The sequence below is a fragment of the Ruegeria sp. AI2 genome (genome assembly GCF_056541275.1).
In genome coordinates, this window is the sequence record NZ_JBQFYB010000001.1 from 456877 (window position 1) to 475143 (window position 18267).

The following is an 18267-nucleotide window of genomic DNA, read 5'->3' on the forward strand; positions in this document are numbered from 1 at the left end:
AAGATGCGTAAATCAACTTTTGTTCTGCCCATCATTTTTGTTCTTGTGGTGGCTGCGCTGTCCTCGATCTTCATCGTCGATGAACGTGAAAAAGCACTGGTTCTGCAATTCGGTCGCGTCATTGATGTCAAGGAAGATCCGGGTCTTGCGTTCAAGATTCCGGTCATTCAGGAAGTCGTCCGCTATGACGACCGTATTCTGAGCCGCGAGGTCGGACCACTGGAGGTGACACCTCTGGATGACCGCCGTCTGGTGGTTGACGCATTTGCACGCTATCGGATTACCGATGTGCGCCAGTTCCGCGAAGCGGTGGGTGCGGGCGGTATCGATACCGCAGAACAGCGGCTGGATTCCATTTTGCGGGCGAAAACGCGCGAAGTTTTGGGTTCCGTCAGCTCGAACGATATCCTCAGCTCGGACCGGGCGGCGCTGATGCTGCGCATCCGCAATGGGGCCATTACCGAAGCGCGTGATCTGGGGCTCGAGGTGATCGACGTCCGGCTCAAACGCACTGACCTGCCGCAAGCCAACCTCGAAGCCACCTTTGCGCGTATGCGTGCCGAACGCGAGCGTGAAGCGGCAGATGAAGTGGCCCGTGGTGAGGAAGCTGCACAGCGTATCCGCGCGCAAGCCGATCGTACAGTGGTGGAACTGGTGTCGGATGCCCGCCGCGAATCTGAAATTGTTCGTGGTGAGGCCGACGCCGAACGCAACGCGATCTTTGCGGATGCCTACGGAGCAGACCCCGAGTTCTTTGAGTTCTACCGCTCTCTGTCGGCCTATGAAAATGCGCTTCAGGGCGGAAACAGCTCGTTGGTGCTAAGCCCGGATTCGGACTTCTTCAACTACCTCAGTTCGCCATCAGGTCGGCGGGCACCGGTGGCGGCGCCGTCCGAATGATGGGCATGATCCTTCTGGCCTTCGGGCTGGTACTGATTGTCGAGGGGCTGGCCTATGCGCTGGCCCCTTCGCTTATCGAGCGGATGCTGGAGGCGTTGCGCGCCATGCCCGAACAGGCCCGGCGTCTGGCCGGGTTGCTTTGTGTTGTCAGCGGTTTGATCCTGCTCTGGGGGGCATATCAACTGGGCTTTTGACGGGGCGGTTTCACGTGCGGGTGATTTCCCTGCGATCCCGAGTTGCTCACCGGGTTAAACTGACTACATTGGAAACTAAGAAAGGCCGAAACAGGCCTTGGCAAGATTGTCGACAAGGAGAGCTCAAGTGCAGGCGAAAGCGCGCAGTTTATCCGTCCGGTGGGACGACGTGAGTGTTTGGATGCGGCTGTTGTGGCTGGCCTTTGCCGGTACGCTGCTTGTGCTGGCGCAGTCGGTTTCCGCTCAGGCCAGAGGCGAAAGCCTGGCGCCCTTGGCCGAAAAGATCAGCCCGGCCGTGGTGAACATCACCACAAGCACCCTGATCGAAGGTCAGACAGGTCCGCAGGGTATCGTGCCCGAGGGGTCTCCGTTCGAGGATTTCTTTCGCGAGTTTCAGGATCGCAACGGCGGCAATGACAACAGCCCGCCCCGACGCAGCAACGCCCTTGGGTCGGGTTTTGTGATCTCTGAAGATGGCTACATTGTCACCAACAATCACGTCATTGCGGAAGCTGATGAAATCCTTGTGGAATTCTTCCCCGGCGACGGGCAGCCCAAAAAAGAACTGGTGGCCAAGGTCATCGGAACCGATGAGAAAACCGATATCGCGCTGCTCAAGGTCGAGGCGTCTGGCCCCTTGAAATACGTGCAATTTGGCGACAGCGACGTGGCGCGTGTGGGTGACTGGGTTATTGCCATGGGCAACCCGCTGGGCCAGGGCTTTTCTGTATCCGCTGGTATCGTATCGGCCCGCAACCGGGCGCTCAGCGGATCTTATGACGATTACATCCAGACAGATGCGGCGATCAACCGGGGCAACTCGGGTGGTCCGTTGTTCAACATGGACGGCGAAGTGATCGGCGTGAACACCGCGATCCTGTCGCCAAACGGTGGCTCGATCGGTATCGGCTTTTCGATGGCGTCGAACGTGGTGGTAAAGGTCGTCGATCAGCTGCGCGAATTTGGCGAAACCCGGCGCGGCTGGCTGGGCGTCCGCATTCAGGACGTGACCGAGGATATGGCCGAGGCGATGGGGCTGGAAAAACCCGGCGGCGCGCTGATCAGCGATGTCCCAGAAGGCCCCGCCCAAGAGGCCGGTCTGAAAGCGGGCGACGTGATTATCAGCTTTGACGGTGTCGAAGTCGAAGACACCCGTGGTCTGGTCCGTCAGGTCGGCGAAACAGAAGTCGGCAAAGCCGTCCGGGTCATTGTGCACCGCGATGGCGGCACACAGACAATTCTGGTCACGCTGGGACGCCGCGAGGACGCAGAAAGCAAAGAAGATGACGAAGAAGAAACGCAGGATGCTCCGGTCGAAGAAAACGCCGATATTCTCGGGCTGACCATCTCCCCGCTCACAGATACGCTGCGTGCGGATATGGGATTGGACGCAGATGCCGAAGGTCTGGTGATTTCGAATGTTGACGAAGCGTCTGAGGCTTACGCGAAAGGGTTGCGCGCGGGTGACCTGATTACGGAAGCGGGTCAGCAAAAGGTGGAAACCATCGCGGACCTGGAAGCCCGAATGGACCAATCGCGAGAGGCTGGGCGGAAATCCCTGCTGCTTTTGGTCCGCAGGGGGGGCGAGCCGCGATTTGTGGCGCTAAGCCTGGAAGAGTGATTTGAAAAGGCCGGGTCAAGCGCCCGGCCTTTTTCATTGCCTGAACACCTGAAGAGGCATGCAGAAAGAAAATGAGCCATACGCAGTAATTGCGTATGGCTCAGATACAGGGAGAGATCAGTGGACAGATATCGGGGATGATTCTCTGACCTCCTACGGTAACAACTTCACCTTAGGTCAACACAAACCCTCTCGTATGTGAACCAGATCACACTGGTTCAGATAAGTTCGGAATCGGCCAGTTCCCGCAAAGCATCGAAATCCTGAATCAGCAATCCGCCGCGCGAGGATTCGACAATATTGTCGCGTTTCCAGATCGAGATTGTCTTGGAAACGGCCTCGCGCGTAGCCCCGACAAATTCGGCAAGTTCGCTCTGCGACAGGGTGATGCGCTGCGTCGGGTCGTCCTGCAATTCCGACAGATGCAGCAGCTTTCGGGCCAGTCGAATGGGCATGGGCAAAAAGACCTGCTCGTTCAGCTGCAACCCCATCCATCGCATCCGCAGCCCGGCCAACCGGATCAGATCCACGGCAAGATCAGGCTGTTTTCTGATCTGGTTCATGACGTCATTGCGACGCACACGCAGGACGCGCGATGGCTCGGCCGCGGCAATAGTCGCCGTACGCGGGCCGTTGTCAAACAGAGCGATCTCGCCAAAAACTTCACCTGGGCGCATCAGCGTCAATGTCAGTTTCCGGCCGCTCATCGCCAGAAAGGACACTTCAAGCGTGCCTTCCAGAATGGCATAGAGCGAATCCCCTTCATCGCCTTGTTCGAAAAGGGTTTCTCCTTGAGCCAGCGAGATGTCGGTCGCTTGCGCCGAAAGCATCTCTCTAAGCCCGTCGGAGGCTTCGGAAAGGAAGCCGCTGGTGGGAAAGGCCGTCATGTATACACCGATCTTGGGCAAGGTGTGAGTGTGGGTGGTGATACAACTTCCCATAGCTCGGCGGCTAAGCCAAGAATTTTGTTTGTTTTTGCAGGTATGGCGACGTCAGGGCAGTTATTTCTGTTCCGGGTCGTCCATGTAGCGTTGCAGGATGCTGAATTGCAGCATCAGGAAGGCCATCAGCGCGATGGGAAATCCGAAGGTTTCGATCTTGACCCAAAGGTCGGTCGACATGGTGCGCCAGACAAACTCGTTTGCGGCGGCCAGAACAGCGAAACAGGCGCATAGGCGGCGCGTCAGAATCATCCAGCCCTCGTGCTTCATCGGCAGCATTTCATCCAATACGTAGGCCAGATAAGATTTCTTTTGCAGCAACCCGATGCCAAGGATCAGGGCGAACAGGCCATAGACAAGCGTGGTTTTCATCTTGAAAAACCGCTCGTCATTGAACCATGCGGTCAGGCCGCCGAAGAAAATAACCATGAAGGCCGTGAAAATCTGCATCCGGCTGAGTTGGCCGGTGAGGTACCACAGAATACCCATTGCCCCCAGCATCAGGGGGACGAAGATAATCGTCGCGATGATAAAGCCGGAATATTCGGTACCACCGATCAGAAAGCTGTCATCACGCAAGCGCAGGTAGATGAAGAAGAAGGCCAGCGGCGGGCCAAGCTCCAGCACCTGTTTCAGAAATGGGTTGATGTCTTTTTTGCCTGTCATCGGTATGTCCTGCTGCTTACCCGCCCATTTCAACTATTACGGCGCCGAGTGCAATCAATGCCATCAATGCAATGCGCCTTGGGCCAACGGTCTCCTTCAGGACAAGCCAGCCGATCAGCGCCGCAAAGACGGTTGAGGTTTCGCGCAGCACGGCGGCTTCGCCGACTTTGTCCAGTCGTGTGGCCAGCATGATTGACCCAAAGGACAAAGGTGCGATGATGCCGCCGGCCAGACCCCGCAGCATCAGCGGGCCGGGCGCAGGGCGATGTGTCATCGCGCGCCATCTGAGGAAGGCGTAGACCGGCATCGCCGCGCCGTCGATCATGAAGAACCAGGCCAGAAATGTGAACGGGTCGGCGGTGGCGCGTATGCCATAGGCGTCATAGGTGGTGTAAAGGGCGACAAACAGCCCCGTGATGATCGCGAGGACCAGCGCAATCCCCAGCGTGTCCCGGTTGGTTTCGAGAAACCGGAAATTATAGGCGGCCAGGCCGAATATCCCGGCCAGCAGGGTTGCGACGCCCAGCCACTGCACGGTCGAGAATGTTTCTCCGAACAGAAGATAGGCACCAATGACCGTAAACAGCGGGCCTGTCCCGCGCACGACGGGATAGACGACCGTGTAGGACCCTTTGGTGTACGCCGCGGCCTGCAGCGTCTTGTAGGCAATGTGGATCAGCCAGACGAGGGCGAAGATCGGCCACATATGAGGTTCAGGCCAGGGCACCACGAAAAAGGCAAACGGGGCGGCCATCAGACCATAGCTGGCGTCAATGGCACCGCGGGACAGCCATGGATCATGGCGGCCCTTCTGCAGCGCCCCGAACGCGGCGTGCAGGAAGGCGGCCATCAACGCCAGTGCCAGCGCCAGTTGGTGACCGGCTTCGGTGCCTTCAAGTGAGATCAGCCAGTCGCTCAAATACGCAGACCTTTTGTAGGGCGGAGAGGGGTGGGGGCTGTCTGCCCCCACACCCCCGAGGATATTTGGGGCCAGATGAAGTGGCGGATCAGCCCTTGTCGAGCCCGGTCAGGGCGGCGGCGAATTCTTCGGGATCGAAGGGGGCAAGGTCATCGATCTGTTCTCCCACTCCGATTGCATGGATCGGCAGGCCGAACTTGTCGGCCAGCGCGACCAGCACACCGCCCTTGGCGGTTCCGTCCAGCTTGGTCATGATCAGGCCCGAGACATCGGCCAGCTTGCGAAAGGTTTCCACCTGGCTCAGCGCGTTCTGACCTGTGGTGGCGTCAAGGACCAGCAAGGTGTTGTGCGGTGCGGTCTCGTCAACCTTGCGGATGACGCGGACGATCTTGGCAAGTTCCTCCATCAGGTCGGTGCGGTTTTGCAGGCGTCCGGCGGTATCGATCATCAGCAGATCCGCGCCTTCGGCCTGAGCCCGGGTCAGCGCGTCAAAGGCGAGGCTGGCGGGGTCCGAGCCCTCGGGCGCGGTCAGAACCGGAACCCCGGCGCGATCGCCCCAGACTTGCAACTGTTCGACGGCCGCAGCGCGAAAGGTGTCACCGGCGGCGATGACGACTTTTTTGCCAGCCTGCTTGAACTGGCTGGCCAGTTTGCCGATGGTCGTGGTCTTGCCCGAGCCGTTGACGCCGACGACCAGCACCACTTGCGGGCGTTTGGGATAGATCGGCAGGGGCCTGGCCACGGGCTCCATCACGCGGGCCACTTCCTGCGCCAGCAACTGTTTGATTTCCCGGGTCGAGAGTTTGCGCCCAAAGCGCCCCTCGGCCATGTTCGAGGTGACACGCAGGGCGGTGTCGACGCCCATGTCAGAAGCGATCAGCAGCTCTTCGAGTTGCTCGAGCATGTCGTCATCCAGCGTGCGGCGCATTTCTGTGGCAGCGCTGCCACGGCTGAACAAGCGGTTCAGGATGCCTTTGGATTCAGGGATTTCTGGTGGCGGGGCAACTGGTGTGGGATCCGCCGGGGCGGGGGCAGGTTGTTCAGCCGGTTCCTGCGCCGGTTCAGGGGTCGGGATTTCGGGAACCGGTTGCGGTTCGGGCTCAGGTTCGGGGAGGACAGGGTCGGGTGCGGCGGTTTCCTCGCCACCATCCTCGACGATGGCGTCCAGCCCCTGTTCGAGGCGGGATGAGGATTTGAACAGCTTGTCCTTTAGCTTTGAGAAAAACGCCATATTTGGTCTCCGCAGGTGTTCCTTTCACCTAATGCGGATTTGCGGCAGTTGCAAAGGGTCACGCAAAAGCGAAGACGAAACCAAATTGCGCGCCCCAGTAGAGCGGCCAGATCAGATAGGGCGTCAGCTTGTGGGCGGGGTGGTTCGCAGGCAGCAGGAACTTTTCCGTAGCAAGGATCAGATCAGACGCGATGAAGGCGATTGCAGCCGGGAACGCCCATCGCAAGGCACCTGTCTGGGGCAGCGCCAGCACGGTGATCCCCATGCCAAGGATGATCGGGATATAGGCCAGAACAGGGCCTTTCAGGTCTCCGGCGCGGGGGGCAAGCAGTGTGGCCATGACAATGCCCAGAATGACCAGAGACAACACGATCGCGGGGGCATCCCAGATCAGGCTGGCGGAGCTGGCAGGATGCGACAGGAACAGGGCGATATAGGCCAGATGCCCGGCGGCAAAAGCGGCAATGCCGGCCATGAACGTGGCATCCGTTTCACGCGACAACAGCGCGTCCCCGGTTGCGCACAGGGCAAGCGCAGCGGCAAGCATCCATGGGCTGGCCTGCAGAACCACAATGACTGCCAGCGCGGCGACCGAGGTGGTTTTCAGCACAGTGCGCAAGGAACTGGCTGGTCGGGCCGTCAGGGGCAGGTATCCCAATGCGCAGCCAAGGGCGATCCAGAAGAGAAGGGTTGTCATGTCACCTCACTGCGGTTTTCGAATACCTTCATCCCGAGCGCGGCATATAATCAAGCGCTTACGTTGAGTTAAGCGTGTTTCCCCAAGCCCTGGCCAAAGGGTGAATGGCATAGCGGGATCGCATCTGACACAATGGGCGTATGTTCCGAGCGCTGATGATTCTCGCCTGTTTTGCTGCACCGCCCGCTGCGGCCCAGACCCCTTTGTCCGGCCCCGAATTCGACACCTATACGCAGGGCAAGACCCTGTTTTACGGGTTCGAAGGGCAGGTTTACGGGGTCGAACGCTATTTGCCCAACCGCCGCGTGATCTGGTCTTTTCTGGATGGCGATTGCAAGGAAGGTGTATGGTATCAGCAGGAAGAACAGATTTGTTTCATCTACGAAGACCGGTTTGACCCGCAATGCTGGGTCTTTACACGATCCGGCGGTGGCCTTGTCGCGCAGTTTGAAGGCGACCCGCAGGCGACCGAGCTGTACGAGGCGGAAGATATCGGGGAAGAAATGGTGTGTTATGGCCCCGACGTCGGTGTCTGACTAGGTTACCCGAAGCTCATCATAGCTGAGCATGACATGCTCCTGATATGCAGGTCTTTCTGTCAGCTTATCGTAATAGCGCCGCAGGTTGGGCAGGACCGCGCGGGATATCGCGATGTCGTAATAGCGATAAAGGATATGTCCCAGCTGAATATCGGCCAGCGTCAGATCGGGCCCGCACAGGTAGGTGTTTTCTGACAGCCGGGTATCGGCAAGTGCCAGTTTGCTGTCCAGTGCGGCAACGGCCTGCTCAATCGCGTTTTGGTCCTGCTCTGCCGGGGCGGTCCGGACAACCTGCCAGAACACGGGCACCGTGAAATCCATCGCAACGTTGATCTTGGCCCATTCCGCCCATTTGTCGATTTCAGCCCGTTGGACCGGGTCGCGTGGCCAGAACGCATTCCCGCCATAGGCATTCGCCAGGTAGCGCAGGATTGCGCCGGTTTCCCACAGCGGTGGGTGATCGCCATCCTGTAGTACTGGGATGGTGCCGTTCGGGTTCAGCTTGCGAAAGGCATCGGTGTCCAGCCCGCCGAACCTGTGCCCTGCATCGTGGCGATGAAAGCGCAGATCCAGCTCTCCGACGCACCACATCAGGGCTTGAACATTCGATGACGTTTTGCGGCCCCAGATTGTCAACATGGCTTAGAACAACGATCCCTGATCTGGTGCATCCGGTTTGGATTTCCGGTTGGGCTGCTTTGCGGCTGTCCCGGTGCCAAGAATGCCATCGGCGAATTCGATGTCCAGCACCGTGTGTTTTGCGGCCTCGGCCTTGGTCGTGATGACATTCCCATCTGCGCGGACCACAGCATATCCGCGTTCCAGCGTCGCCTTGTAGCTGAGCGTTTCGCGCAGGCGGTCGGTGGCCTCCAACTGATGTTTCAGACGATCCAGCCGCGTGGTCTGTGCCGCGTTCATCCGATCACCAAGCCGGGCAAGGTTTTGCGCGTGCTGGCCGATCTCGCGTTGAAGCGGGCGCAGGGACAGGCGCGACGACAGGTTGCGCAGTGATTCCTGCCGGGCCGAGACCAGACCGCGCAGAGTTGACGGGCGCAGATGGGCTGACAGTTCCACTACTTGCAGGCGGCGGTTTTGCACTCCTCGCGTCAAAGCCGGGGTCAGGCGATCCGCAATCAAATCAAGGCGTTGCCGGGGGGAGTTCAACAGGCTGTCCGGGCGCGGCAGGGCGCGGGACAAATCGCGCAGCCTTTGCGAACGGCGCTGCACCGCGTCCGTTGCCGCGCGCGACAGGCGGGCGCCTTGCTCGCCGGTCCAGGCCAGCAGTTCGATGCGGACCGGCACGGCCAGCTCTGCCGCAGCTGTGGGTGTAGGCGCGCGGCGGTCCGAGACGAAATCGATCAGGGTCGTGTCGGTTTCATGCCCAACGGCCGAAATCAGCGGTATGTCCGATGCGGCGGCGGCTCGCGCGACACTCTCTTCGTTGAAGCCCCAAAGATCTTCGATCGACCCACCGCCACGGGCCACGATGATCAGGTCAGGACGGGGCAGTGCGCCGCCGGGTGTCAACTGGTTGAACCCTTCGATGGCGCGGGCAACCTCGGGGGCGCAGTTTGCGCCCTGCACGGCCACGGGCCAGATCAGCACCTTGCGCGGGAACCTGTCCCGAAGCCGGTGCAGAATGTCACGGATCACCGCGCCCGAAGGCGATGTCACGACGCCGATGATCTGCGGCAGATACGGCAGGGGCTTCTTGCGTTCGGGCGCAAACAGACCTTCGGCCTCAAGCTGTTTCTTGCGCTTTTCCAGCAAGGCCATAAGTGCACCCTGACCGGCAACGGCAACTTCATCGACATTCAGGTTGTATTTGGACTGTGCGCCAAAAGCGGTCAGGCGACCGGTGACGACAACCTCCAGTCCTTCCTCTGGCACGACCGAGAGGCTGGAAACCTGACCTTTCCATGTCGTGCAGGCCAAAACGTTACGGTCGTCCTTGATGTCGTAGTACAGGTGCCCGGACCGGGCCTTGAACACGCGCCCGACTTCGCCGCGCACGCGGATTCGCCCGAACGCGCCTTCCAGCGTGCGCTTCACCTCGCCCGATACCTCGGAAACCGTGTATTCAGGGGTGTTTTGGCCCGGAATCGGGTCATCAAGCAGGTCGGACATTTCAGCGCCTTGTTTCAATTGCTCACCCAGCTTAGAACGCCGCGCAGGCGAGGCCAAGCAGATCGGAGACTACCCCATGAACATCCTTATTCTCGGCAGCGGCGGGCGCGAACACAGCCTGGCCTGGGCAGTGATGCAAAACCCAAAATGCGACCGTCTGATCGTGGCGCCGGGCAATGCCGGGATCGCTCAGATCGCGGAGTGTGCCGCTCTGGATATCGAAAACGGCGGGGCCGTCGTCAGCTTTGCCGAGGAAAACGCGATTGATTTCGTGATTGTCGGTCCCGAGGCCCCCTTGGCCGCCGGAGTGGCGGATCGCCTGCGCGAAGCCGGGGTGCTGGTTTTCGGACCGTCTGCCGAAGCGGCCCGGCTGGAAGCCTCGAAAAGCTTTACCAAGGAAATCTGCGACGCGGCACATGCGCCCACCGCCGCTTATGCGCGGTTCACCGCGCCCGAGCCCGCCAAGGCCTATATCCGCGAACAGGGCGCGCCCATCGTGGTCAAGGCCGATGGTCTGGCCGCCGGCAAGGGCGTGATCGTGGCCATGGACGAAGACACGGCGCTTGACGCCATTGACGACATGTTCGGCGGTGTCTTTGGCGGGGCCGGGGCCGAGGTCGTGATCGAAGAGTTTATGGACGGTGAAGAAGCGTCTTTGTTTGTTCTGTGCGACGGCCAAAACATCCTGTCCATCGGCACGGCCCAAGACCACAAGCGGGTGGGCGAAGGGGATACCGGCCTGAATACCGGGGGGATGGGTGCCTATTCTCCGGCGCCGGTTCTGAGCGCGGAAGTTGAAGCGCGTGCAATGGAAGAGATCGTGCGCCCCACCATCGCCGAGATGAAGCGCCGGGGCACGCCGTTTCAGGGAATCCTCTATGCGGGGCTGATGATCAAGGACGGCCAGCCGCGCCTTGTGGAATACAACGTCCGTTTTGGGGACCCGGAATGTCAGGTCCTGATGATGCGTCTGGGCGCGCAGGCGATGGACCTGTTGCATGCCACCGCCGAAGGGCGGCTGGGCGAGATGCGGGTCAACTGGGCCGATGATCACGCGATAACGGTCGTGATGGCGGCCAAAGGTTATCCGGGAACCTACGAGAAGGGCACGGTCATCAAAGGATTGGACGGCTTGCCCGAGGACAGCAGCAACATGGTGTTTCATGCGGGCACAAGCGAGGCTGCGGGGCAGGTGCAGGCCGTCGGCGGGCGCGTTCTGAACGTGACCGCGCGCGGAAAAACGCTGCAAGAGGCGCGCGACCGGGCGTACCAGATGGTTGATGCCGTGGATTGGCCCGAAGGGTTCTATCGCAGCGATATCGGCTGGCGCGCTTTGGAGGGATGATCGGGCAGGGGGCTTTGCCCCCTCGGCCTTGCGGCCTCCCGGCGCTGCGCGCGTTTGCGGTCGAAATCGTCCGCTGGACGATTTCTTTTCAACCACTCACCCTCCAGGATCTTTTTGGCCAGATGAAGAGGCGGATCAGCAATTCAGGGCTGATGTAAGACTGTCGCGCTGTTTGAGCGGGCCCAAGTCCGTCAGGTGCCAGCCATCCTGATAGGAAACACGGATGATCCGCGACCAGTCGGCGCTGGCGAGGATCATTTCGGGATGGTCGCCGCAGCTCCGCAGGCCGCCGGAAATGAAATCCTCACCGATCTTGTGGTTGGTCAGGCCGGGCAGAGCGGCGATTTCGGTCAGTCCACCATCTTTGAAGCGCCAGATGCGCAGGGTTTTGGCCAGGTGGGGGCGGTCGACATAGGCGATTTCGATATTGCCATCACCATCCAGATCAGCAGCACCGACCGGGGCGAGCCAGCGGAAACGTGCGCCGATATGAGGAGTGGCCGCTATCTTTTCGCCAGCGGCGTTGTAGATCGCAAGCTGAGCGCCTGTTGTGTCCTGCGTTTCGACGACAACTGCTTCAACCGCGCCGTCCCTGTCGATGTCTGCCAGACGCGGCGCAAGGTCTTCGAATACACGGTCCTGTGGCAGACGAACCGTTACGACTGTGTCATCGACCACAAGCTCCAGCGCGCCGTATTCGATATTGTCACCCAAAACGCCATGTGAGTATCGCGTGGTTGGTTCCGTGAAGCGGGCGTCGGTGATGGTATCCGCCGCGACGGCGATTGGCAGCGCGCACCACAGGCCAAAAGGGAGCAAAGCGCTGCGCACCCGACATTGCCACTGGCGGGCGGGTTGACGCGGCGCTTTGTTGGGCATCAGATCTGCTTTTCAGGCATCTGGACAATCAGGCCGTCCAGCGCGTCGGTCACCTTGATCTGGCAGGTCAGGCGCGAGCGGGCCGGGTCGGGCTCATAGGCGAAATCCAGCATGTCTTCTTCCATGTCGTCCTTGGCCGGGATCTTCTCGACCCAGTCGGGGTGGACATAGACATGGCAGGTCGAGCAGGCGCAGGCACCGCCGCAATCGGCCTCGATGCCGGGAATATTGTTGTCACGGGCCCCTTCCATGACGGTCAGTCCGTTGGCGACCTCGACAGTGTGCTCGGTACCGCCATGCTCGACATAGGTGATCTTTGCCATTGCGTGCGTCTTCCTTTTGCGATGTTCGAAACCTTCCTTAGTGAAGGGAGTTAGGTGTTTCCAGCCTCATTTGCGACTCCTTGCGCCGTGTCTGGACTTTCCTGCATTTTGTTCTATTTTTGTTCCTATGCTTATTGCCCCTTTTCACCGCGCGGTTTCAAACCGGAACTGGCCGCGACCGCCGTCCTGTCTGCCCACCGCCCAGCTGGAGGCCCCGCCCGAAGGGGCGCGTGTGGCCGTGGCCGGGCTGGTGATCCTGCGGCAGCGGCCGGGGACGGCCAAAGGCGTGATCTTTCTGACGCTTGAGGATGAGACCGGGATCGTCAACGTGGTGGTCTGGCGCAAAATCTACGAACGCTTCCGCCGTGCGGTGATCTCGGGGCGATTGCTGAAGGTGACGGGTCGGATGCAGCGGGCGCATTCGGTGACCCACGTGATCGCGGAAGAGATCGAGGATATCTCGGGCATGCTGGACTTGCTGGTGCAGGGGCAGGGTTAGGTCTGTCGTGCGGATCAATCCTAAATTGTCCGTCGCAGTGCCACAAACCCGCGCCTGGAGAGCGGGCGATATGTTTTCTTTGTCCCAAATGCGCGATTAAGGCGCTTTTCCGCCACTTGAACGCGGGATGGTCGACTCTTTGGGGCCGGGCACGTAGTGACACGCATCTTTGCGCATCGGCTTGTGTCAAAGCTCGGGCCGGATTGCGCATCACTCAACGTCTTTTCAGAGTCAGTTCGGATGCCCAACGCAACGCACCAAGGATCGCTCCAAAACACCATCTCTCGGGACGAAAGCCGGATTTCCGACCGTCTGGCCGAGCTCTCGGAACTCACGCGTTCAGCGGGATATGTTCACACCGCCCGAATGATCGATGAGGCGTTAAGCGCTTATTCCTTTGAACGCAGACAGGCTGAGACTGCAAAAAGGCTTCGGTCAGAGTTGCAGCTACTCAAGCAGATTGAGGCATCGCGCCCGGCGGAAGAAGCGGATCGAAAGCCGCATTTGGTCCCGAACTTTCGGTCCCGGCGGTCGGCAAAACCCGATGGGATTCTGTTCGACAGGGCCGAGCGTTCTGGCGACGCAGCCCAGAAAGCCGGGGCGCGCAAAGGGCAGGCCGCATTTGTCCTGACGACCCGGATGCGTGTTGACGGGCGGAACGTTGCAAGGCTGCGCAATGGGCATTGGACGGGCATATCCATGTCTTTCCCCGCGGAACCTGAATTCCAGTTTCGCTGACAGGTCGCCCCGCGACAAGGATCCTCCGCCAGGGGCGTTGCAGGGCAGGATTCAGAGGGCAAACTAGGTAACCAATGCGATCGCGGAAAGGATCGAGGATATTCCGGGGATACAGGATGTTTTGGTGTGGGGGAGAGGGTTAGTCCGCCTTGCGGGACAAAACGGACTTCGACAGAATAACGGCTGCTATTCAGCCTCTGCCTGCACGATCGCGATGGCCACTGGTACGCGATATATATTCTTGTCGCGGAAATTAGCGCTTACCGCATCGGTTACTTGATCCCGAATTGCTTCAATCACTTCCGGCTTCTGACCCTTGATAAGCTGGGATGCCGCAACCGTTGCCGTTAGGAAAATATCGAATAATTCACCCGGTTCATCCAAGAGCCAATGCGTCGTGACATTTTCATGGGAAACCATGCGCAAGCCAGATGCCTGCATCATCGCCTTCGCTTCGTCGGGCCGCGCAAAAGCGAAAAGGTCCGGCTGAGGGGGGGCATCGGAAAAATCTGCATTCGTCTTTATCGCTCCAAACACAGTTCCGAATGCCGGAGAAACATCTGGCGTCGCCCAAGTTGCCATCAAGAAACGGCCCCCGGTACGCAGCACTCTGTTGATTTCATCTAACGCTTTCGGTTGCTCAGGTAAGTGCATCATACCAAAGTTGCAGACCACCTGATCGAATTGGCCGTCAGCGAAAGGAAGTGCTGCGGCGTCACCTTGCTGAAGAACAGCATCTGGTGCGGTCTCAGCTGCTAAGGCAAGCATTTCTTCAGAAAAGTCTAAGCCAGTAACACGTGAACCCGCCTCGCTAAGCATTGCGGTCAAGGCGCCTTGACCGCAACATAAATCAAGAACCGACATTCCTTTTGGCGATCCACGATTGATCAACTCTTGGGCCGCATAGTCCGTGACAGGGCCAAACTTTCTTACATAAGCGGAGACAATGCTCTCGTCGGCCCAGCCGAGGCGCTCGCGGGCTGCGAATTCGCCGAAATCTTGCATATTTCCCCCGTCCTCCATCTGGCATCCTCATAGACAGTTGAATGATAGATGAAAACAGAGAGGTCAGCTACGGCCTCAAAGCAGCCCATAAGTCTTACCGCTTGAACAAAACGCTCTGTGCCTGTTTGTCCCGATGATCCCCTCGCAACTCGGCATACAGCGCGCGTCCGGCTTGAACGGCAGGGCGGGCGCTGACGGTTTCCAGCCAGCGGGCAAAGTGCGGTTTGTCCTCCAGCACCTGCTGCTGGCCTTCCCACAGGCTGGCCCAGCCCCAGATCGACATGTCGGCGATGGAATAGAAATCGCCCGCGACATATTCGTTTTCGGCCAGCCGCCGGTCCAGTACGCCGTACAGGCGCGCGACCTCGGCGCGGTAGCGGTCCTTGGCATAGGGCAGGTCCTGCGGCGGGTCCAGTTGCGGGGCGTATTTCAGGAAGTGATGCGCCTGACCGGCCATCGGGCCAACGCCGCCCATCTGCCACATCAGCCATTCCTCGACCGCGATCCGGTCGCGTTCGGTCGTGCCATAGAACCGCCCGGTCTTGCGGGCCAGATACATCAGGATCGCGCCGCTTTCGAAAACCGAAACAGGTGCGCCATCCGGCCCGTCGGGATCGACAATGGCGGGCATCCGGTTGTTGGGCGCGATTTTCAGGAACGCGGGATCGAACTGGTCACCCTTGCCGATATTGATCAGATGGGTGGTGTAGGGCAGCTCCATCTCTTCCAGGGCGATGGATACTTTCCAGCCATTCGGTGTCGGCCAGAAATACAGATCAATCGGGTCAGCCATGTGTTCTCCTGATGCTGAGGGGATCATGCGGGTTTCTGCCGGTTCGGCAAGTACCGCTTACGAAAGCGTGACCGACGCGCAGGCCGGGCTTGACCGCGAACCGCCCGAGGCGTATTGCGATCCTGAAGCTACGTGGCGATTTGTTACCGGATTGCGGGCCACGCTAAACAACACCGCTAAAAGGTCAGGATGAAAGACCCCTTTCGCTTGGCCGCGTCTGGGGTTTTTTGTTTGCCTCCACCCGAGGCTGAAAGGATTGAGATGAGCGAGAACTGGAACAAACGCACCCAAGCCGTCCATGGCGGCATCCGTCGCAGCCAGTATAACGAGGTGAGCGAGGCGATTTTCCTGACGCAGGGTTTCGTCTACGAAAGCGCGGAACAGGCCGAGGCCCGGTTTCTGGAATGTGGCCCCGACGAGTTCATCTATGCCCGTTACGGCAACCCGACCGTGTCCATGTTCGAACAACGCATCGCGGCGCTGGAAGGTGGCGAAGATGCCTTTGCGACGGCCTCGGGCATGGCCGCCGTCAACGGCGCTCTGACCTCGATGCTGAAAGCCGGGGACCATGTCGTTTCGGCCAAGGCGCTGTTCGGCTCGTGCCTCTATATCCTTGAAAACATCCTGAGCCGCTATGGCGTGGAGGTGACCTTTGTGGACGGCACCGATCTGGAGCAGTGGAAGGCTGCGATCCGCTCGGACACCAAGGCTGTTTTCTTTGAATCCATGTCGAACCCCACGCTTGAGGTGATCGATATCGCTGCTGTGGCCGATCTGGCCCATGCGGTCGGTGCTGTTGTGGTGGTGGACAACGTGTTTTCGACCCCGGTGTTCTCACGCGCGATCCAGCAGGGTGCGGATGTGGTCGTCTATTCAGCGACCAAGCATATCGACGGGCAGGGCCGTGCGCTGGGCGGTGTGATCATCGGAACCAAGGACTTCATTCGCGGAACCGTTGAACCCTATCTCAAGCATACCGGTGGCGCGCTGAGCCCGTTCAATGCGTGGATCATGCTCAAGGGCCTTGAGACGATGGCGCTGCGGGTCAATGCGCAGGCCGAAAGCGCGCAAAAGATCGCCGAGGCGCTGGAAGGGCACCAGGCATTGGAACGGACGCTTTATCCCGGTTTGAAAACCCACGCCCAGAATGCACTGGTTCAGACCCAACTTGGCGGCAAGGGCGGAACCGTGTTGTCGCTGGACATCAAGGGCGGCAAGGATGCAGCGTTTGCCTTCCTGAATGCGATGACCATCCCGGTGATTTCGAACAATCTGGGCGATGCCAAATCCATCGCGACGCACCCGGCGACAACAACGCACCAGCGTCTCAGTGACGCGCAGAAGGACCAACTGGGCATTACACCGGGTCTGATCCGCTTTTCCGTCGGGCTTGAGGATGCCGGTGACTTGCTGGCCGACCTTCGGCAAGCGTTGGAAGCCTCGCAGAAATAAACCAAAGCCCCCGCGTCCTTTTTGTACTGGGGGGCAGGCTGCGTGCCTAAGCGGCCACTTTGTTTCGGGCGGCAGCCAGGCGCGCCGCCCGCTGTTCCCACCTTCAAAAGGCGCTAACTGTTGCGAGATGACGGTTTTGCGCCGGATTTTTCAATCCGGGCTGCTATTGCCGACGTATCGGGTTAGACTGGTATTAGACCATCAGTCATATATAGTCCGACGACCAACCAAGGAACCGCCGCTGATGAATGTTCACCCGCGCGACATTGATGAAAAACCGGATCGGGACAAGGCTGCCGAGGCTTTGAACGTTCTGCGGCAATGGGCCAAATCTGCCTCGGAAGCCGAGATAAACCAGCTTGACCCGGCTGTGGCCCGGCTGCTGCCCGGTTTGGCAGCGGGCAACTATCCGCCTTTTTCGCGCGCTTACCCCGATGACTTTACCGTCGATGCGGCGTACCGCGCATCCTTGCCGGATTTGCAGAACGGCCCGTCCAGCCTGATCCGTGGGGCCAAACAGCAGATCCAACATGTAGGTATTTCGAACTTCCGCCTGCCGATCCGGTTCCACCGGAAGGAGGGCGAAGACGTGACACTGGAAACCTCGATCACCGGCACGGTCAGCCTCGAGGCCGAGAAAAAGGGCATCAACATGTCCCGGATCATGCGGTCGTTCTACAAACATGCGGAACGGACGTTCAGCTTTGAGGTTATGGAATCCGCTCTGGACGATTACATGTCCGATCTGGACAGCTTCGACGCCCGTATCCAGATGCGCTTTTCCTACCCGGACAGGATCAAAAGCCTGCGCTCGGGCCTTGAGGGGTACCAGTATTACGACATCGCGCTTGAACTGGTCGAACAGAACGGTGTGCGTCAGAAGATCATGCACCTTGACTATGTCTATTCCTCGACCTGCCCCTGTTCGCTGGAACTCAGCGAACATGCCCGGTCGATGCGCGGTCAGCTGGCGACGCCGCATTCGCAGCGCTCCGTCGCGCGGATCTCGGTTGTCGTGGATTGCGATGCGGATTGCCTGTGGTTTGAAGACCTGATTGCGCTGTGCCGCCGTGCGGTTCCGACGGAAACGCAGGTGATGGTGAAGCGCGAAGATGAACAGGCTTTCGCCGAATTGAACGCAGCCAATCCTATCTTCGTCGAAGATGCCGCGCGCCTGTTTTGTGCCGAGTTGCTGGCAGATCATCACGTTGGCGATTTTCGCGTTGTCGCAAGCCATCAGGAAAGCCTGCACAGCCATGACGCCGTGTCGATTCTGACCGAAGGCCCAACCTTCGCCGCGTCCAACCTTGACCCGAAACTGTTCACGACCCTGTTTCACGTTGGCTGAACGTCTCGGGTAAGTGGCTAGAATTTAATCAGAGATTTACCTGATCGGCG

Annotated in this window: 20 protein-coding genes and 1 riboswitch; of the genes, 9 read left to right on the forward strand and 11 right to left on the reverse strand. The window is 59.5% G+C overall.

Annotated elements, in window-relative coordinates; all coding sequences use genetic code 11:
* The first annotated feature begins 3 nt into the window (after window positions 1-3).
* The 3 genes from hflC to ACR0LL_RS02295 all read left to right on the forward strand — a co-directional run bounded on the left by hflC (window position 4) and on the right by ACR0LL_RS02295 (window position 2715).
* Window positions 4-900, forward strand: coding sequence for a protease modulator HflC (hflC, locus tag ACR0LL_RS02285; RefSeq protein ID WP_267363981.1), 897 nt, complete (start codon window positions 4-6; stop codon window positions 898-900).
* On the forward strand, window positions 900-1094 hold the full coding sequence (locus ACR0LL_RS02290; RefSeq protein WP_267363999.1) for a DUF2065 domain-containing protein: 195 nt from the start codon (window positions 900-902) through the stop codon (window positions 1092-1094). Before hflC ends, ACR0LL_RS02290 begins: the two co-directional genes overlap by 1 nt.
* A gap of 127 nt (window positions 1095-1221) precedes the next feature.
* On the forward strand, window positions 1222-2715 hold the full coding sequence (locus ACR0LL_RS02295; RefSeq protein ID WP_480583571.1) for a DegQ family serine endoprotease: 1494 nt from the start codon (window positions 1222-1224) through the stop codon (window positions 2713-2715).
* A gap of 218 nt (window positions 2716-2933) precedes the next feature.
* Here the strand turns inward: ACR0LL_RS02295 and ACR0LL_RS02300 are convergent, their stop codons facing one another.
* The 5 genes from ACR0LL_RS02300 to ACR0LL_RS02320 all read right to left on the reverse strand — a co-directional run bounded on the left by ACR0LL_RS02300 (window position 2934) and on the right by ACR0LL_RS02320 (window position 7169).
* A complete protein-coding gene (locus tag ACR0LL_RS02300) occupies window positions 2934-3602 on the reverse strand; it encodes a Crp/Fnr family transcriptional regulator (RefSeq protein ID WP_480481510.1) in 669 nt (222 codons plus the stop codon).
* A gap of 114 nt (window positions 3603-3716) precedes the next feature.
* A complete protein-coding gene (locus tag ACR0LL_RS02305) occupies window positions 3717-4322 on the reverse strand; it encodes an inner membrane-spanning protein YciB (RefSeq protein ID WP_267363984.1) in 606 nt (201 codons plus the stop codon).
* 16 nt (window positions 4323-4338) lie between these two features.
* Window positions 4339-5241, reverse strand: a complete 903-nt coding sequence (locus ACR0LL_RS02310) for an EamA family transporter (protein WP_480476492.1) — start codon at window positions 5239-5241, stop codon at window positions 4339-4341.
* A gap of 88 nt (window positions 5242-5329) precedes the next feature.
* Window positions 5330-6472 carry a signal recognition particle-docking protein FtsY gene (gene ftsY / locus ACR0LL_RS02315; protein WP_480557327.1) on the reverse strand — a complete coding sequence of 381 codons (1143 nt, stop codon included), beginning with the start codon at window positions 6470-6472 and terminating at the stop codon, window positions 5330-5332.
* A gap of 58 nt (window positions 6473-6530) precedes the next feature.
* Window positions 6531-7169, reverse strand: coding sequence for a lysoplasmalogenase family protein (locus tag ACR0LL_RS02320; protein ID WP_480583574.1), 639 nt, complete (start codon window positions 7167-7169; stop codon window positions 6531-6533).
* Between the two features lie 155 nt (window positions 7170-7324).
* On the opposite strand from ACR0LL_RS02320, the gene ACR0LL_RS02325 reads away from it, so the two are divergent.
* Window positions 7325-7705, forward strand: coding sequence for a hypothetical protein (locus ACR0LL_RS02325; RefSeq protein ID WP_267363991.1), 381 nt, complete (start codon window positions 7325-7327; stop codon window positions 7703-7705).
* Here ACR0LL_RS02325 and ACR0LL_RS02330 read toward each other — a convergent pair whose 3' ends face one another.
* Window positions 7706-8347 carry a glutathione S-transferase family protein gene (locus tag ACR0LL_RS02330; protein ID WP_267363992.1) on the reverse strand — a complete coding sequence of 214 codons (642 nt, stop codon included), beginning with the start codon at window positions 8345-8347 and terminating at the stop codon, window positions 7706-7708.
* A gap of 3 nt (window positions 8348-8350) precedes the next feature.
* Entirely contained in the window at window positions 8351-9835 is a 1485-nt protein-coding gene (gene xseA / locus ACR0LL_RS02335) for an exodeoxyribonuclease VII large subunit (protein WP_480583577.1), read from the reverse strand.
* A gap of 76 nt (window positions 9836-9911) precedes the next feature.
* Between xseA and purD the strand changes: the two genes are divergently transcribed.
* Window positions 9912-11180: a phosphoribosylamine--glycine ligase gene (gene purD, locus ACR0LL_RS02340; RefSeq protein ID WP_480583580.1), complete on the forward strand. Its 1269-nt coding sequence runs from the start codon at window positions 9912-9914 to the stop codon at window positions 11178-11180.
* Window positions 11181-11315: 135 nt separating this feature from the next.
* Here purD and ACR0LL_RS02345 read toward each other — a convergent pair whose 3' ends face one another.
* Window positions 11316-12059: an FG-GAP repeat domain-containing protein gene (locus ACR0LL_RS02345; RefSeq protein WP_480583583.1), complete on the reverse strand. Its 744-nt coding sequence runs from the start codon at window positions 12057-12059 to the stop codon at window positions 11316-11318.
* Window positions 12059-12382 carry a 2Fe-2S iron-sulfur cluster-binding protein gene (locus tag ACR0LL_RS02350; RefSeq protein ID WP_209504265.1) on the reverse strand — a complete coding sequence of 108 codons (324 nt, stop codon included), beginning with the start codon at window positions 12380-12382 and terminating at the stop codon, window positions 12059-12061. Before ACR0LL_RS02350 ends, ACR0LL_RS02345 begins: the two co-directional genes overlap by 1 nt.
* 127 nt (window positions 12383-12509) lie before the next feature.
* On the opposite strand from ACR0LL_RS02350, the gene ACR0LL_RS02355 reads away from it, so the two are divergent.
* Together ACR0LL_RS02355 and ACR0LL_RS02360 are read left to right on the forward strand one after the other, a co-directional pair.
* On the forward strand, window positions 12510-12881 hold the full coding sequence (locus ACR0LL_RS02355; protein WP_480583586.1) for an OB-fold nucleic acid binding domain-containing protein: 372 nt from the start codon (window positions 12510-12512) through the stop codon (window positions 12879-12881).
* Between the two features lie 240 nt (window positions 12882-13121).
* Window positions 13122-13619, forward strand: coding sequence for a hypothetical protein (locus ACR0LL_RS02360; protein WP_480583589.1), 498 nt, complete (start codon window positions 13122-13124; stop codon window positions 13617-13619).
* A 186-nt stretch (window positions 13620-13805) separates the two neighbouring features.
* Here the strand turns inward: ACR0LL_RS02360 and ACR0LL_RS02365 are convergent, their stop codons facing one another.
* The gene (locus ACR0LL_RS02365) at window positions 13806-14642 is read right to left on the reverse strand and encodes a class I SAM-dependent methyltransferase (protein ID WP_480583592.1); all 837 of its coding nucleotides are present in this window, start codon (window positions 14640-14642) and stop codon (window positions 13806-13808) included.
* Between the two features lie 76 nt (window positions 14643-14718).
* On the reverse strand, window positions 14719-15417 hold the full coding sequence (locus ACR0LL_RS02370; RefSeq protein WP_480486013.1) for a glutathione S-transferase N-terminal domain-containing protein: 699 nt from the start codon (window positions 15415-15417) through the stop codon (window positions 14719-14721).
* A 122-nt stretch (window positions 15418-15539) separates the two neighbouring features.
* Window positions 15540-15617: riboswitch (SAM riboswitch) on the forward strand.
* 61 nt (window positions 15618-15678) lie between these two features.
* On the opposite strand from ACR0LL_RS02370, the gene metZ reads away from it, so the two are divergent.
* Window positions 15679-16869, forward strand: coding sequence for an O-succinylhomoserine sulfhydrylase (gene metZ / locus ACR0LL_RS02375; protein ID WP_480583595.1), 1191 nt, complete (start codon window positions 15679-15681; stop codon window positions 16867-16869).
* 244 nt (window positions 16870-17113) lie between these two features.
* Window positions 17114-18217 carry a GTP cyclohydrolase FolE2 gene (folE2, locus tag ACR0LL_RS02380; protein ID WP_480583598.1) on the forward strand — a complete coding sequence of 368 codons (1104 nt, stop codon included), beginning with the start codon at window positions 17114-17116 and terminating at the stop codon, window positions 18215-18217.
* The last annotated feature ends 50 nt before the right edge of the window (window positions 18218-18267 follow it).